Origin of the sequence: Corallococcus sicarius (assembly GCF_003611735.1) — a bacterium.
Taxonomy (GTDB): Bacteria; Myxococcota; Myxococcia; order Myxococcales; family Myxococcaceae; genus Corallococcus; species Corallococcus sicarius.
In genome coordinates this window covers 15158-30732 of record NZ_RAWG01000048.1, presented here as the reverse complement: position 1 = coordinate 30732, position 15575 = coordinate 15158, and the positions used below count along the sequence as shown (strand labels likewise).

The window sequence follows — 15575 nt, the reverse complement described above, 5'->3', positions numbered from 1 at the left end:
ACCCGGCCGGTGGGCGGGCGACGAAACGCGCGCCCGCGACCCCCTCGGCCTTTCAGCCGACGTCCTTGAGGGTCACCGCGGTGGCGGCGGCCTCGTCCTTCAGGTCCTTGGGCGTGGCCACGGCGGCCTTCAGCTCGCGGTAGGTCTGCGCATAGCCATTGCGCAGGATGCCCTCGCGGATGCGCTCCATCAGCTTCTGGTAGTGCCGCACGTTGTGCACCGACAGGAAGCGCGAGCCCAGGTGGTGCTTGCCGCGCATCAGGTGCTGCAGGTAGCCGCGCGTGTAGCGCTTGCACACGTAGCAGTCGCACTCCGGATCCAGCGGCCCGTCTTCCAGCCGGTACGCCGTGCGGGTGATGCGCACGAGCCCCTGGAACGTGTACGCGTAGCCCTGCTGCGCCATCTTGGTGGGGATGATGCAGTCGAACATGTCCACGCCGCGCAGCACGGCTTCCAGCAGGTCCGTGGGCGTGCCCACGCCCATCAGGTAGCGCGGCTTGTCCTGCGGCAGGGACGCGGTGGCGCGCTCGGTCATCGTGTCGCGCTCCACCTTCGTCTCCCCCACCGCGAGCCCGCCGATGGCGAACCCGTCGAAGGGCAGCTTCGTGAGGAACTCCGCGCTCGCGTCGCGCAGGGCCGGGTGCACGCCGCCCTGGACGATGCCGAACAGCGCCTGGCCGGTGTTGCGCGACTCCTTCGCCGCGAGGCTGCGCACGGCCCAGCGGTGGGTGCGCTCCATGGCCTCGCGCGTGCCCGCCTCGTCCGTGCGCGAGTCGATGCACACGTCCAGCACCATCATGATCTCCGAGTTGATCGCCTGCTGCATGGCGATGCTGGACTCGGGGCTCAGGAGCTGGCGGCTGTTGTCATAGAAGCTGCGGAAGTGGGCGCCCTTCTCCGTGATGAGCCGGTCCTCCGGCAGGGAGAAGATTTGAAAGCCGCCCGAGTCGGTGAGCACCGCGCCGTCCCACCCCATGAACGGATGGATGCCCCCGAAGCGCTCGAACACCTCGGAGCCGGGGCGGAGCATGAGGTGGTAGGTGTTGGCGAGGAGGACCTTCGCCCCCGCCTCCTTCACCTCCTCCATCCCGAGGTGGCGGAAGCCGGCGTGGGTCGCCACGGGCATGAACATCGGCGTGGGGAAGGACCCCTTGCGGGTGTGCAGGATGCCCGTACGGGCGCCGGTGGGGTCGGTGTTCAGGAGTTCGAAGCGGACGGCCATTGTCGGGCCTTATACCCGTGGCGCGCGTCGGGGGGCACCCGCTTCCTGGGGACGCCCGCCCGGCCTCCATGGGGAGAAGCGCCGTTTTCCCTACCTGGGGGAGCCCCGAAGCCGGCATTTCCAGGGCCTTCCGGCGGTTACATTGGGCCTTCCGGTACGCCGCCGGGCCTTGATTCACCGCGCGTCTTTGGTCGCCGCGCCATTTCCGCTACAAGCCGCCGCCATGTTCAACGTCATCAACGTCTCCAAGGCCTATGGGCCCAAGAAGCTTTTCGAGGAGGTCAACGTCACCTTCTCGCCGGGCCGTCGCTACGGCCTGACCGGTCCGAACGGGGCCGGCAAGTCCACGTTCATGAAGATCCTCGCGGGTGACGAGGAGCAGGACATGGGCGACATCATCCGCCCGCGCAAGCTGGGCATCCTGCGCCAGGACCACTTCCGCTACGAGAACGACCGCGTCCTGGACGTGGTGCTGATGGGCAACCGCCACCTGTGGGCGGCGATGGACGAGAAGAACAAGCTGCTCGCCAAGTCGGACATCACCGAGGAGGACGGCAACCGGCTGGGTGAGCTGGAAGGCGTCATCGCGGAAGAGGACGGCTATTCCGCGGAGAGCGACGCGGCGACGCTGCTGGCGGGCCTTGGCATCGACGAGGCCTTCCACGAAGAGCCGATGCGCCAGCTGACGGGCGGCCTGAAGCTGCGGGTGTTGCTCGCGCAGGCGCTGTTCGGCAAGCCGGACGGGCTGCTGCTCGACGAGCCCACGAACAACCTGGACATCGATTCCATCCGCTGGCTGGAGACCTTCCTCCACCAGTACGAGGGCGTGCTGATCACCATCAGCCACGACCGGCACTTCCTGAACTCCATCTGCACGCACATCGCGGACATCGATTACGAGACCATCATCCAGTACACGGGTGGTTACGACGACATGGTCCGGCAGAAGTCGCAGCTGCGGACCCGGGTGGAGTCGGAGACGGAAGAGAAGAAGAAGAAGATCCTCCAGTTGCAGGACTTCGTGGCGCGCTTCCACGCCGGCACGCGCGCCTCGCAGGTGCAGAGCCGCATCAAGCAGATCGACAAGCTGAAGACGGAGGACCTGAAGCGCTCGAACATCGCGCGGCCCTTCATCCGGTTTGATCAGAAGGTGGTCAGCGGCCGGCAGACGCTGATGTTCGAGGGGCTGAAGAAGTCCTACGACGGCGTGCCGGTGATCAAGCCGTTCACGGGTCTGGTCTGCAAGGGCGAGCGCATCTGCGTCATCGGCCGCAATGCAGTGGGCAAGTCCACGCTGGTGAAGATGCTGGCCGGGCAGACGGAGCCGGACGCGGGGACCATCACCTGGGGCCACCAGGCGACGGTGGGCTACCTGCCGCAGGACCACCACGGGGTCATCCACAAGGGGACGACGTGCTTCGGCTACCTGCGGGAGATCAGCGAGAAGCTGACCAACGAGGAGATTTCGGGCGTGTTGGGCCGGATGCTCTTCTCGGGTGAGGAGCGGATGAAGCCGACGGACACGCTCTCCGGTGGTGAGACGGTGCGCGTGCTGTTGTCCAAGCTGATGATCACGCAGGACAACGTGCTCATCCTGGACGAGCCGACGAACCACCTGGACCTGGAGTCCATCGCGGCGCTGGCCGACGGCCTGTCGAAGTTCGACGGCACGGTCATCTGCGTGACGCACGACCAGGAGCTCATCTCCGAGGTCGCCACGCGCATCTGGAGTCTGGAGGCGGGCAAGGAAGTGCTCGACTTCAACGGGCCGTATTCGGAGTTCATGGAGAAGCACGCGGACGCGGCTCAGAAGCGCCGGTAGTCAGCACGGCATCACGAGGCAGTGCCAACGCCGCCCGTTTCCGGTCCTCCGGAAGCGAGGCGGCGTTTTCGTGGTAACTGCTCGCCGGGCCCCGTCGTGACGAGAGGGGCCGCGACGTGAGACCTCCGGGTCAAAAACCTGGAGGTGCACGTGGAGAAGGAGTTGGAGCAGTTCCGGCAGGAGGTGGAGAGGCTGAGGGCCGGGCGCAAAGCAGGCTCGGGCCCATTCCCGGAGCCGCTGCGCGCGTTCGCGGTGCGCTACCTGGCGCATGCCCTGGAGAAGGGCGACACGCTGAAGGCGGTGGTGGAGAGGCTGGGGGTGTCGGAGCCGACGTTGCAGGCGTGGAGGCGGGGGCAGACGCCCGGCGGCAAGAAGACGCAGAGCAGTGAGCAGGGGGCCGCGCCGCTCAAGCCCGTGGTGGTGCACCCTCCGAAGCAGCACGCGCCCTCGCCAGTGGCGACTACCTTCGCAGTAGTGTCACCGCAGGGCTGGCGCGTGGAGGGACTGGGCCTGGAGGAAGCGGCGCAGTTGCTGCGGAGGCTGGCGTGCTGACGCTCACGCGGGCGGTGCGCGTGTACGCCTGTGCGGCGCCCGTGGACATGCGCAAGGGCTTCGACGGGCTGAGCGCCCTGGTGGAGCAGCAGTTGGGCGGACAGCTTCTCAAGGGCGACGTCTTCCTCTTCGTCGGGCGGTGCCGTCGCCGCGCCAAGGTGCTGTACTTCGACGGCACGGGGCTTTTGCTGCTCACCAAACGCCTCTTCAAGGGACGCTTCGCCAGGCCCTGGGTACAGGCGGGTGCGCTGAGCGTGGAGCTGACGGTGGCCGAGTTGTCGCTGTTTCTGGAGGGCTGCGAGCTGGCCGGGCGCTGGAAGCTATCGCCTCCCGCCTTCGAGGAGAAAGAGCTTGCGGTGGCGCCCGCCGTGTAGCACTACCGCGGAAGTGTGGTGCGCATCGAGCATGTGACAGACTTGGAAACGGCGAAGCAGATGGCCGCGCTGCTCGAGGCGGAGAATGCGCGCCTGCACCAGCGGCTGGAATTGCTGGTGCAGGAGAATGTCAGGCTCAAGGGTGAGGATGCCCAGGCGCGACTGCAACTGGAGCTCACCCAGCTTGCGGAGCAACTGGCGCTCATGCAGCAGCGCCTCTTCGGCGCCTCCAGCGAGAAGCGAAAGCCAGCAGTGGAAGCGACACCGCCGGCGAGCGCACGCAAGCAGCGCGGGCACGGGCCGCGTGCCCAGCCGCAGCTGCCCGTGCAGGAGGTGGTGCTGCCCCTGGACGAGGCCGACAAGGTGTGCGGCCTGTGCGGCGGTGCGTTGAAGGAGTGGGCGGGACAGACGGAGGACAGCCAGGAGGTGAGCGTGGTGGAGCGCCACTTCGTCCTCAAGCACTACCGTCGGCAGAAGTATCGCTGCCCCTGCGGGTGTGCGCCCGTCACCGCGCCGGCCCCGCCGCGCCTCATTGAGGGGGGGCCGCTACTCGGTGGACTTCGCCGTCCACGTCGCCCTGCAGAAGTATGGCTTCCACCTGCCACTGGCGCGCCAGGAGCGCATGTTTCAGCGAGAGGGCCTGGTGGTGGACAGCCAGACGCTCTGGGACCAGCTCAACGCGCTGGCCCACCACCTGCAGCCCAGCTACGAGGCGCTGCCCGCGGTTGTCTTCTCCTCCCCGCTACCGGATTCTGCCCAGTCGCTCCGGGGCCACCGCGAAGCTGGTACTCGGTGACTCCGCGGGCGTCGTCATGGTGGATGGCTACGCCGCCTACCAGACGGTGACGAAGCCTGGAGCGGATGGGCCAGCCTCCTGCTCCCTGGTGTCTTGCTGGGCCCACGTGCGACGCAAATTCGTGGAGGCCGAGAGAGTGGCCCCCGTGTGCGCCGAGGTGCTGTCGCTCATTGGCCAGCTGTATGCCATTGAGGCCGACCGCCCACAACCGCACGTACTGCAGGGGGAGCAACAGGCCGCGGCACTGGCGCAACGGCTCGCGGTGCGACAGGAGAAGTCCGCTCCGCTGGTGGCTGCCATCCGCGAGTGGGCGCTGACCCAGCGCTCGCTGCCAGGCAGTGCTCTGCGCAAGGCGCTCGAGTACATGCTGGAGCTGTGGAGTGGGCTGACCGTCTTCCTCTCCAACCCATGGGTGCCGCTGGACAACAACCTGGTGGAGCGGCAGCTGCGCGACATGGTGGTGGGCCGCAAGAATCACTACGGCTCCAAGTCGCTGCGCGGCACCGAGGTGGCGGCCCTCTTCTACTCGCTGATTGAGACGGCCCGCCTGCGCGGTGAGGACCCGGGGCGCTACCTGCTGCACGCTGCGCTCGCCGCCATCGAGACTCCCGGCACCGTCACGCTCCCGTCCAGCTCCGACTGACACCACCGCGCCCATCGAAGCCGGGCGGGGGCTCATCCACGCCCCGTCCAGATGGGGCGCGGCGAGCTGTTACCCATGGGCTTCCCTGGTGGTCTCCGCATTCCTGTAGTTGAGTCAGTCCATGCGAAAACTCCTCCTCCTCTGCTTGCCGCTGTTCGCCTGTGTGACGACGAAGTCCGTCCCGGTCCCGGCTTCTGCCGACTCCAGCGCGTTGCATCAGGTGAAGCGGGTGAAGGTGGCCGAGGGGGTCGAGCTCGAGCTGCTCGACTTCGGAGGCCAGGGACCCGCGCTCGTCTTCCTGTCGGGCCTGGGCAACACGGGCCACGTGTTCGACACCTTCGCGCCGGAGTTCACCGCGGCCCATCACGTCTACGCCGTCACCCGCCGGGGGTTTGGCTCGTCGAGCTGGCCCGAGCAGGGCTACGACACCGCCACCCTGGGCGAGGACGTCGTCCGGGTGCTGGAGGGGCTGGGAATCGCGAAGGCGTCATTCGTGGGCCACTCCGCCGCCGGGCCAGAGCTCACCTGGGTGGCAACCCATCACCCGGAGCGCGTGGAGAAGGTGGTCTACCTGGACGTGAAGACCAACGGTGACCTGCTGGCGGAGCTCCTTACGGTCCTGCCCATGCCTCCTCCGAGCGAGCCCGCTCCCGAGGACGTGGCCTCACGCGCCGCGCTCGCCGCCGCGGTCGCGAGTGACGTCGGAGGAGCGTTCCCCGCGCACGAGATCGACGAGACGAACGAGTTCGATCCGAAGACCGGGCACTACCTGCGCGACCGCAAGTGGCCGCACGCGGAGGAGCGGGTGATGAAGGGTTTCTCGAAGGTGGACTTCGCGGCCGTGACGGCGGCCGTGCTCTTCCTCTACGTGGATCAGCCTCGGTTCGGGCGGCCGGAGGACCTCCCAGGCTTCTCCCAAATGGACCTTCCCGTGCAGGAGAAGTTGAGGAACCTGAGGGCCAGGGCGCTCCAGCGGGACGCCGAAATGCTGAGCGTGATGAGCATGCCGAACTGGAAGGGCATCAAGCTCGAGCACGCGCGGCACTACGTCTGGCTCACCAACCATGACGAGGTGCTGCGCGAGATGAAGACCTTCCTCGAGACATTTTGAAAGGGCGGCGAAGGCGCGCTGGATGAGCGCATCTCCTGTTTCCACACTTCGAGCAAGCGAACACGTCCAGCGCTTTCCGTCCTGCGTAGCAGCCTGGCGAGAGTCCAATCGTGGTGTGCGCTCCTTCTTCGGCTCCTCCCTCGTCGCGGCAAAGGACGGGCTCTCTTCCTCCGGCTCCGGCCTCGCCCCTGCTTGGGGGAAATGGCTCGCCTGCGCGGTGAAGACCCGGGATGCTACCTGCTGCGCGCCGCCCTTGCCGCCATCGAGAATCCCGGTACCGCCACGCTCCCGGCCAGCTCCGACTGACGCCACCGCGCCGTGCTTCAATGCCCGGCGGGCTCATCCTCGCCCCGTCCAGACGGGGCGCGGCGAGCTGTTACTTTTCGTGGGCGTGTCCATACCCCTCCCGGGGGATGCCGCTGGCGCGAGGAATGGGTCAGAACCAGGGTGCCAGGTCGCCCTCCCATGACGACCCGGGGAGGGGCACGCACCGATGACTCCGCACGATCCGGTCCTGCTGAAGGAGCTTGAACGGCAGCGCACCCGGCTCCTGGACCTGAGTGCGTCCAACCGCCTCCTCCACTTCAGGCACACGGCGCGGACCTCGCTGCGGCTCGTGGACGAACTTCCCGGAGTCATCTTCGAGCGACTGAGCAACCACCGTGCGCTCACGTTCCTCCCGGTTCCCGAGCCCGCGCAGGTGCCTCCCGCGAAGGAGCCCAAGCCTGGCATGCTCACGATGCAGGCCGTCGCGCCGCCCGTGTCCCGGCAGCGGCTGGCGCTCCAGGAAGCCGAACGCCTGGGCATCGACACCCGCTTCGACCTCCCCCCGGCGCTTCCGGCGAGTGGATCCGCCTCGCGCAAACACCAGGACCGCCATCTCCAGACGCTCTATTTCCCCGAGGAACTGGAGGCGCAGCTGCGCCAACTGCACGGGCTCGCACAGACGGCGATCCAGGAGACGGGCGCGAACCTGCTCCACCTCGTCTTCGGCTTCCTGCGTTGGTACGAGTCGGGTGATACCGAAAGAGCCAAACCGCGCAGCGCACCGCTGGTGCTGATGCCGGTCAGCCTCCGGCGTGGGCCGCCAGACCCGAAGACGCAGGTCCACGGCTACGACGTGGACTACAACGAAGGAGAGACCATCGAGCTGAACCTCACGCTCCAGGAGAAACTGAGGCAGGAGTTTGGCATCACGCTGCCCTCCTTCGACCCGGACGCGGGACTGGAAGCGTACTTCGCGAAGGTGAACGCGCTCCTCGCGAATGGGCGCCCGGGCTGGGGCCTGGAGCGCCAAGTCACGCTGACGTTGCTGTCCTTTGGACGGTTGCTCATGTGGCGGGACCTGGAGCCGAGCCGCTGGCCGGAGTCGAGCCCGCTGCTGGCCAGCCCCCAGGTCCGCACCCTGCTGGGCGCCAAGGAGGAGAAGGAGTCCACGAGCCGTGGCACGAAGTCCTTCGTGGAACGCCGGAGCGAGGTCTACGACCTGGATTCGCCGACGCTCGCGCCTGAAGTCCCCCCACTCATCACGGACGCGGACAGCAGCCAGCACAGCGTCCTGGTGGACGTGCTGCGCGGAGAGAGTTTGGTGGTACAGGGCCCGCCGGGCACGGGGAAGTCGCAGACCATCACCAACCTCATCGGTGCGGCCCTCGCGGCGGGCAAGACGGTGCTGTTCGTCACCCAGAAGATGGCGGCGCTGGAGGTCGTGTCCCGACGGCTCCAGCAGGCAGGGCTTGGCGACTTCTGCCTGGAGTTGCACAGCCACAAGACCCAGAAGCAACAGTTCATGGAGGACCTGCGAAGACGGGTGCAGCAGCGACACGCAGCCGTCACGACACGATCCCTGGAACCGCAGGTCGCGAATGCCGTCGGGGTCCTGCGTGCGCATACCGTTCGACTGCACACGCCCTACGGCGCGCTGGGACTGACGCCGCATGACATCTTCTGGAAGGTCGGAAGGGCCGAAACGGAGCTGGGCGATGACCTCGCGTCGCTGCGAAACGTACGGGTCGAGGCTCCCGCGAGCGTGTCGTCCACGGCGCTGGAAGATGTGCGCGAAGCGCTCCGCGGATTGACGGCACAGCTCAAGGACATCCTTCGCGTCGCGCCCCTGCCCTCCGAGCATCCCTGGGCCGGCGTCACGAATCCTGGACTGACCGCCGAGGACAGCCAGTCCCTCGTCGAGCGGTGCTCCGCGTGGAAGGACGCCGCGCTGCGCCTGATGGAAGCCCTGGCGACGCTGGCACCTCTCACGGGCGTGACGGTCCGTGACAGCGCCCTCGCAGCGGATGCCCTGGTGACCGCGATGCGGCTGCTGCCCAGACCGCCCGACCTCACGCCTCCAGGACTGCTTCCTGCACTCCTTGAAGCCTCGAACCGAACGGGCTTGCGCTCGTTGCTCGACGCCCTCGAAGCGGCGCAGCGGCAGTGGATGAGCCTGGAAGCCGGATGGAGTTCGAGGGAGGACCTGACAACAGACGCCCTGCGAAGCGCGGAAACAGTGCTCGACACCTGCCTGCGGCTCTTCACTCCAGAGACCACCCTGCTCACCCTGGCCCGAGCACGGGAAGTCGTGGAGCAGGCCTCGGTGGCGGTCGACCGGGGACGCGAGTTCGCGGAAGCCGTCGCCCCCACCCTGGGCCTTGAAGGGCCCATGACGCCCGCGGTGATCCAGACACTCGCGCGGCTCGTGGATGTGATGGCGGAGCTGGACGACGGCACCCTGGATTGGCGCGATCCCCGTTGGGTCACCCGGGAGGCAGAGGAGACGCTCCGCGGAGCAGCGAGCACCTGCGCGGAGCTGAAGGAGCAGGCACGGGGACTGGCCGTCCGCTTCATGTCCGAGTTGGTCCCACCGCTGGAGACCCTGAAGGCGCACGCCATCGCCGTCGCAACGGCGCCCCTCATCCCCTGGCTTTCCCGAGGCTGGCGGTCCGCGCGCCGCGACTTCCAGGCCATGGCCCACGGCCTCCGGCCCACCCGACCCGTCTTGAGGCTGGCGTACAACGACCTGCTGGCGCACCACGCGGCCCGCGAGCGCTTCCAGACAGAGGGGCCTGTGCGGGAACTCCTGGGTGCGCGCTTCCAGGGGACCGAGACTCGCTTTGATCGGCTCCTGGCGTGGATGGATGGCTGGAGGAAGGTGGAAGCCTTGCTGCGCCCGATGGGTGCCAGCGGCGAAGGACTGGCACGGGCAGCCCTGGAACTGCCAGCGGGCCAGTGGCGGGAGGCCCTCGCCAGGGCCGCGTCCCGGGAGGAGGCACACGCCCAGGCCCGGAACATCAGCACGGTGGTGCAGGAAGCAGCCGCGCGCATCAACTTGCGGCAGACGACCTGGAACACCGAACTCGCGTCCCAGGTCCACGCCAGCCTGGATGCGCTCCGGATCCATCTGGGTGAGGTCTTGGGCTGGGGACGGAAGGGAGATGCGGCACCCTTGCTGCCCCTGGCCCAGCTCCAGGTCCAGGTGCGTGCCGTTCGGAAGGCCTGCGAAACGGTGGACCGACTGTCGGACCACGCCACGGCGTCAGCACTGCTTGGGTCAGGGCCCCTGGGACGAAAGACGCTCTCGGCCGGTCCCCGTGCGGCGCTCCAATACGCCGAGGACGTACTCGCGGCGCCCCTCCCCGAAGGCCTCGCGACCTGGCTGCTCCGGGAGGACACGGCGCGACGCCACGCGGACCTGGTCACGCGGGCCCGCGAGGTGGAGACGCGGCTTCGGGCGTACCGTGACGCCACGACCCGGGCCAAGGAGCTGGGTCAGATGGCAGCCGGGACCTGGGAGGACGATGCCATCAGCGAGGCGCCGCTGGCGGCTACGGTGCTGCGGTTGCGGAGCGCACTCGAGCGCTCGAACACCCTCCACGGTTGGGCGTCCTACCTGAGGCATCGACACGCGGTGGCGCGCCTGCGCATCGCCACGACGTTTCTCGAACGAATCGATACCCGGCCTTCGCTGGCGCCCCGGCTGCTGGTGGCGTTCGAAGCCGTCTTCTTCCGTTCCCTCGCCGAGTCCGTGCTGCGAGACCAACCCGAACTCGATCAATTCTCCGGGGTCGCTCACGCTGCACGTCGGGAAGACTTCGCGCGACTCGACCAACAGCTCATCGGCCAGCAGGGACCGAATCTGGCGCATCAACTCAGCAACCGTCCGGTGCCGCAAGGCATGCACTCGCAGAAGGTGGCCGGGCTGACGGAGGTGCATCTCATCCAGCACGAACTGGGCAAGAAACAGCGCCACGTCTCCATCCGCGAACTGGTGCAGCGCGCGGGAGGCGCACTCCAGGCGCTGATGCCTTGTTTCATGATGGGTCCGCAGTCCGTATCCCAGTACCTGCCGCCCGGACACCTGCGCTTCGACCTGGTGGTGATGGACGAAGCCAGCCAACTGCGGCCTGAGGATGCACTGGGAGCCATCGCCCGGGGCAGCCAACTGGTGGTGGTCGGAGACCCGGAGCAGCTTCCGCCCACGAGCTTCTTCGCGCAGCTCGAACGGGACGACGATGAGGTGGCGGGCGAAGCCGCGGACGCAGAGGAGGTGCGAGGTCCCTCCCTGTTGGACGAATCCGAGAGCATCCTGGTGGCGGCCGCGCAGCGCTTCCCCATGCGCATGCTGCGCTGGCACTACCGCTCACGTCATCCTGCCCTCATCTCCTTCAGCAACCGCGAGTTCTACAACGGAGACCTCATCGTCTTCCCGGCGCCCGGGCAGCACCTGGAGGGATTGGGTCTGCGTTTTGAACGGGTGAAGGATGGGCTCTATGAATCCAATCGCAACGAGCCCGAAGCGCGTGCCGTCGTGAAGGCCGTGGGGGAGCACGCGAGAACCCGTCCCGAGCAGAGCCTGCTGGTGGTCACGCTGAACTCGAAGCAGCGTGAACTCATCGATGCACTCGTGCTGGCCGAGGAGAAGAAGGATCCCCAACTCGCGGCCTTCCTGTCGAAATGGGCGAAGTCCCCCTTCCCCTTCGACGTGAAGAATCTGGAGAACGTCCAGGGCGATGAACGCGATGCCATCTTCGTGTCGGTCACATTTGGCTGGGACCGGGAGAAGCGCTTCCGCCAGAACTTTGGCCCCATCAACCAGGCGGACGGCTACCGCCGCTTGAACGTGCTCTTCACCCGGGCCCGGTGCGCGCTGACGGTGTTCGCCTCGTTCGACCCCGCGGAGCTCAAGGTGCAGGAGAGCAGTCCCCGGGGGATGCGCGTGCTGCAGCGCTACCTGTTCGAGGCCCAGGGGACGCCGGTGGCCCACGGCGTGGGAAGTGGAAGGCCGCCGGACTCGGACTTCGAGGTGGCGGTGGCGAAGGTGCTCGCAGCCCACCACTACGAGGTCGTGCCGCAGGTGGGCGTCGCGGGCTATTTCATCGACATGGCCATCCGGCATCCCCGTCAGCCGGGCCGTTACATCCTGGGCGTGGAGTGCGATGGCGAGCGCTACCACTGCTCACGGTCCGCGCGGGACCGCGACCGATTGCGGGACCAGGTGCTGACAAACCTGGGTTGGCGGCTCCACCGCATCTGGTCCACGGACTGGTTCAAGTCCCCCACGGAAGAAGCGGCGCGGATTGTCGCTCGCATCAACGCCCTGCTCCGGGACGAGGATGCGGAAACGCTACCCGAAGTGCTCCCTGAAGAAGCTCCGGCCGACAGCCAGATGCGCTCCGTGAGCGCCTGAACCCCTGCCCTGATCCACCAGGAGACGTCCATGTCAATGATTGCCATCGGGCTGGGAGTCCTGGCCCTGTTACTCGTGGGATTGTGGCTCAAGAGCCGGAGCCAGCTCCGGGCATTGCAGGAGCGGTTCAAGCCAATCCTGGACCTGGAAGCCGAGCGGCGTCGGGTCGCGGAGGAGCTGACGCGCGCCCGCACGGACGCGGAAGCCACCATGGCGTCGGAGCAGAAGCGCGTCCGCGAAGAGTTGGCCCGAGCCCGGAGCGAGGCGGACAGCGCGCTGGCGGCGGAGCAGAAGCGGGTGGAAACCCAGCTTGCGCGAGCGAAGGTGGATGTCGAACAGGCCATCGCCGCCGAGCAGACACGGGCGAAGGAGGAGCTGACACGGATTCGCGACGAGACCTCTCGGACGACGCAGAGCGCCACCCGCGCCATGGCGGAAGCAGAGGCCCGGCGTCTGCAAGCGAATACGGAGCGGACTGGCCTGGAGTCCGGAATCGCCCGATTGAGGGCGGAGCTGAAGGAACTGGAGGAGGAGGCGGTCCTACTCTCCTTCGGCTTCTACAAGCCCGTGTATGCCTTCTCTTCCGTGAAGGAGTACGAGGACCGGCTGGAGACGATCCGCGAGGCCCAGAAGAAGATGTTGAAGGACAAGGAGGCGGCGACGTGTTCCCTCCAGTGGGAGGTCAATGGAAGCAAGGCAGAGGGAAAGAAGCAGACCGACCGAACGCTGAAGCTGTTGCTGCGGGCCTTCAACGGGGAGGCGGACGCGTGCGTCGCGAAGGTGACGTACAAGAACGTGAAGGCCATGGAGACCCGCATCGAGAAGTCGGCGGAGGCCATCAATGGCCTCGCGGAGATTCAACGGTGCGTCATCGCGAAGCGGTATGTGAAATTGAAGGTGGATGAGCTTCGCCTCGCGTATGAGTACGCGGAGAAGGTCCAGAAGGAGCGGGACGAGCAACGTCGCATCCGGGAACAGATGCGCGAGGAAGAGGCGGCCCAGCGGGAGCTGGAGAAGGCGAAGCTGGAAGCGGAGCGTGAAGCGAAGCGCGATGCGGATGCCCTGGCCAAGGCGAGGGCGGACTACGAGCAGGCCAAGGGCTCGGAACAGCAGAAGCTGCTGGAGCGCATCGCGGAGCTGGAACGACGCGTCGCCGAGGACCTGGAGAAGCAGCGGGCCATCTCCCAGGCACAGCTCACCCGGACAGGGCACGTCTACGTCATCTCCAACATCGGCTCGTTCGGGGAAGGCGTCTACAAGCTGGGGATGACGCGGCGCCTGGTGCCGCAGGATCGCATCGACGAACTGGGAGACGCCTCCGTCCCCTTTGAGTTCGATGTCCACGCCATCATCCGGACTTCGGATGCACCGGCACTGGAGAGCGCGCTGCACCGCACGTTCACGGACCGGCGCGTCAATCGCATCAACGAGCGCAAGGAGTTCTTCCGCGTCAGCCTGGAGGAGATTGCAGCTGCGGTGCGCAAGCACCACGGGGAGTTTGAACTGACCCAGCTCGCGGAGGCCGAGGAGTACCGCAAGACCTTGGCGCTCCAAGAAGAGGAGCGGGGTTCACTCCGAGAGAAGGCGGCGTGAACTCGGAAAAATGCATTCGTCTGGTAGTCTTCATGACCAATGGCCTCTGAGAGTCACCTTCCACCATTGGATGCGCTTCGCAGCGCCTTGCAGGCGTCCACCCATAACAAGAAAATCGCATTTCTTGTCGGCTCGCCCCTATCAATGCAGGAGAAAGCCGATGCTCCCCAGGTGCCGGGGGTGTCGGCGATGCTCCAGCTCATTCGTAAGCGCATCCCAGCCCAGCACCTTGAGCAATTCAACGCGGAACTCAAGGCTGGAAAGGATAACGCCTATCAGTGGGCGATGAAATTCCTTCAAGACCGCAGCAATCGCGGCGTGGCCAATGAGGTCATTCGCGAGGCAGTTCGTCTAGCACGAACGAATCCGCAGCGGGATGCAGGGCTCACAGATGCCCAGCTCGATGACGATTTCGGCGGATGGGCGCTGCCTCCAGCGACGCTTCATCTCGGCAAGCTGCTCGCGGAGCATCCGAACCACTTTGGCCCCATCCTGACGACCAACTTCGACCCCCTCATCTCCGCATCAGTGAAGGTGGCACGAGGAGAGTTCCTTCGGACCGTCCTTGATCGTGATGAGCCATTCAGTCAGGCCAAGCTCTCAGCTACGAACGTCGCGCACATCATTCATCTCCACGGCTATTGGCTGAACGCAGAAACTCTTCACACCCCCATCGAGATCGCCCGCGAACGCAAACGCGTCACCGCCGACATCGAAAACCTTCTAAGCACCCACACTCTTGTTGTCGTCGGATACGGTGGATGGGATGACGTCTTCACTCAGACCTTGTCGTCCATCAACACCGATCGCCACCGGAATATCGACATCCTGTGGGCGTTTTTCGATAGCGAAACCGACGTCGTCCAAGCTCGCAATAGGCATTTCCTCACCAAAGTCAGGGAACTGACTGGAAGGAACCAGCTTCGTCTCTATGGTGGTATCAACTGCCATGAGCTCTTCGCCAAGCTCCGTGACGATTTTGGAACCCGTGACATCCCGGCTACGGCTCCCGCGCAGGCCCCAGCATCAAGTGGCGCAGACAGCTCTCCGCCGTTGAGTGGAGGTGGCATCGGCACTTCGCCAACAACGAAGCCCATCGCCAACTCGGCACCACCTCACCAGGATGCACCATCCCGCCCACACCCCTCTCCTCGGGCAGGGTCAACCACGGCGCAGACGTCAACGGAGCCTCCTCCCAAGGAGAGTCGGTCCAACCCCGGCAAGCTCGTTGCGCTCGTGGCAATTCCATTGTTCGCAGGGGGATTAGCGATCGTGACGCAGCGGGAAGTCGAACGCAGAGAAACTGGAACGGATCTGCCACCTCCCGTGAATGCAATTCGCGTCGAGCAGAAACCCGTCTTCCGCCCTGTGGTGGCGCCTTTTGGAGCGCTCAGTGTCCTGCGCCAACAACATCGGGTGTCGCCTGCATCTCCGCTTGAACGAGGTTCGCGCATCGACCAACTCCCCAGAGGCCGGTACGGCTTTGTTCGAATGGAATCGGTCACATCGTTCAATGCCGCAACTCCGATATTCACCGGCTTCAGAGATGGCATCGAAGTGCATCGCACTCCCGCCAACGAACTCTTTCTCGTCGGCTATGTTGATCCTCGGAGCAATGCCGAGCTGGCAACTGGGCGACCCGCCAATATCAACCTCGCTCCGGTCCAAAGTGACAAACTGCCTCACCCCGCGAGTATTCCTGTTGCTCGATTGGCCACCGCGACTGTGCGCCAAGACAACGGAGCCCGCGTCCTATCTCTTCAGCTGAATGGCCCCCGATAA

9 protein-coding genes and 1 pseudogene are annotated in these 15575 nt (G+C 66.2%); 9 read left to right on the top strand and 1 reads right to left on the bottom strand.

Annotated features, from left to right (window positions below; translation table 11 throughout):
* Nucleotides 1-52: 52 nt before the first annotated feature.
* Nucleotides 53-1222, bottom strand: coding sequence for a tRNA guanosine(34) transglycosylase Tgt (tgt, locus tag D7X12_RS10370; RefSeq protein ID WP_120625105.1), 1170 nt, complete (start codon nucleotides 1220-1222; stop codon nucleotides 53-55).
* Nucleotides 1223-1445: 223 nt separating this feature from the next.
* On the opposite strand from tgt, the gene D7X12_RS10365 reads away from it, so the two are divergent.
* The 9 genes and pseudogenes from D7X12_RS10365 (at nucleotide 1446) to D7X12_RS10325 (ending at nucleotide 15575) form a co-directional block, all read left to right on the top strand.
* Nucleotides 1446-3044 (top strand): ABC-F family ATP-binding cassette domain-containing protein, encoded by a 1599-nt coding sequence (locus D7X12_RS10365; protein WP_120625104.1) that lies wholly within the window; start codon nucleotides 1446-1448, stop codon nucleotides 3042-3044.
* A 150-nt stretch (nucleotides 3045-3194) separates the two neighbouring features.
* Nucleotides 3195-3596 (top strand): transposase, encoded by a 402-nt coding sequence (locus D7X12_RS10360; protein ID WP_158620019.1) that lies wholly within the window; start codon nucleotides 3195-3197, stop codon nucleotides 3594-3596.
* A complete protein-coding gene (gene tnpB / locus D7X12_RS10355) occupies nucleotides 3590-3970 on the top strand; it encodes an IS66 family insertion sequence element accessory protein TnpB (protein WP_120625102.1) in 381 nt (126 codons plus the stop codon). Before D7X12_RS10360 ends, tnpB begins: the two co-directional genes overlap by 7 nt.
* Before the next feature lie 60 nt (nucleotides 3971-4030).
* Nucleotides 4031-4450: pseudogene (locus D7X12_RS45585) on the top strand (hypothetical protein); the annotation flags it as partial.
* A 107-nt stretch (nucleotides 4451-4557) separates the two neighbouring features.
* Entirely contained in the window at nucleotides 4558-5409 is an 852-nt protein-coding gene (gene tnpC / locus D7X12_RS43435; RefSeq protein WP_120625101.1) for an IS66 family transposase, read from the top strand.
* A 121-nt stretch (nucleotides 5410-5530) separates the two neighbouring features.
* Complete coding sequence (locus D7X12_RS10340; protein WP_244224469.1) at nucleotides 5531-6520, top strand: alpha/beta fold hydrolase; 990 nt, start codon at nucleotides 5531-5533, stop codon at nucleotides 6518-6520.
* A gap of 493 nt (nucleotides 6521-7013) precedes the next feature.
* Nucleotides 7014-12200, top strand: coding sequence for a DUF4011 domain-containing protein (locus D7X12_RS10335; RefSeq protein WP_120625100.1), 5187 nt, complete (start codon nucleotides 7014-7016; stop codon nucleotides 12198-12200).
* A 30-nt stretch (nucleotides 12201-12230) separates the two neighbouring features.
* The gene (locus tag D7X12_RS10330) at nucleotides 12231-13793 is read left to right on the top strand and encodes an SNIPE associated domain-containing protein (RefSeq protein WP_120625099.1); all 1563 of its coding nucleotides are present in this window, start codon (nucleotides 12231-12233) and stop codon (nucleotides 13791-13793) included.
* Nucleotides 13794-13880: 87 nt separating this feature from the next.
* Nucleotides 13881-15575 carry an SIR2 family protein gene (locus tag D7X12_RS10325; protein WP_158620018.1) on the top strand — a complete coding sequence of 565 codons (1695 nt, stop codon included), beginning with the start codon at nucleotides 13881-13883 and terminating at the stop codon, nucleotides 15573-15575.

Coding starts and splice junctions, on each gene's coding strand:
- tgt (WP_120625105.1), bottom strand. CDS start 1,222: ATGGCCGTCCGCTTCGAACTCCTGAACACCGACCCCACCGGCGCCCGT.
- D7X12_RS10365 (WP_120625104.1), top strand. CDS start 1,446: ATGTTCAACGTCATCAACGTCTCCAAGGCCTATGGGCCCAAGAAGCTT.
- tnpC (WP_120625101.1), top strand. CDS start 4,558: ATGGCTTCCACCTGCCACTGGCGCGCCAGGAGCGCATGTTTCAGCGAG.
- D7X12_RS10340 (WP_244224469.1), top strand. CDS start 5,531: ATGCGAAAACTCCTCCTCCTCTGCTTGCCGCTGTTCGCCTGTGTGACG.
- D7X12_RS10335 (WP_120625100.1), top strand. CDS start 7,014: ATGACTCCGCACGATCCGGTCCTGCTGAAGGAGCTTGAACGGCAGCGC.
- D7X12_RS10330 (WP_120625099.1), top strand. CDS start 12,231: ATGTCAATGATTGCCATCGGGCTGGGAGTCCTGGCCCTGTTACTCGTG.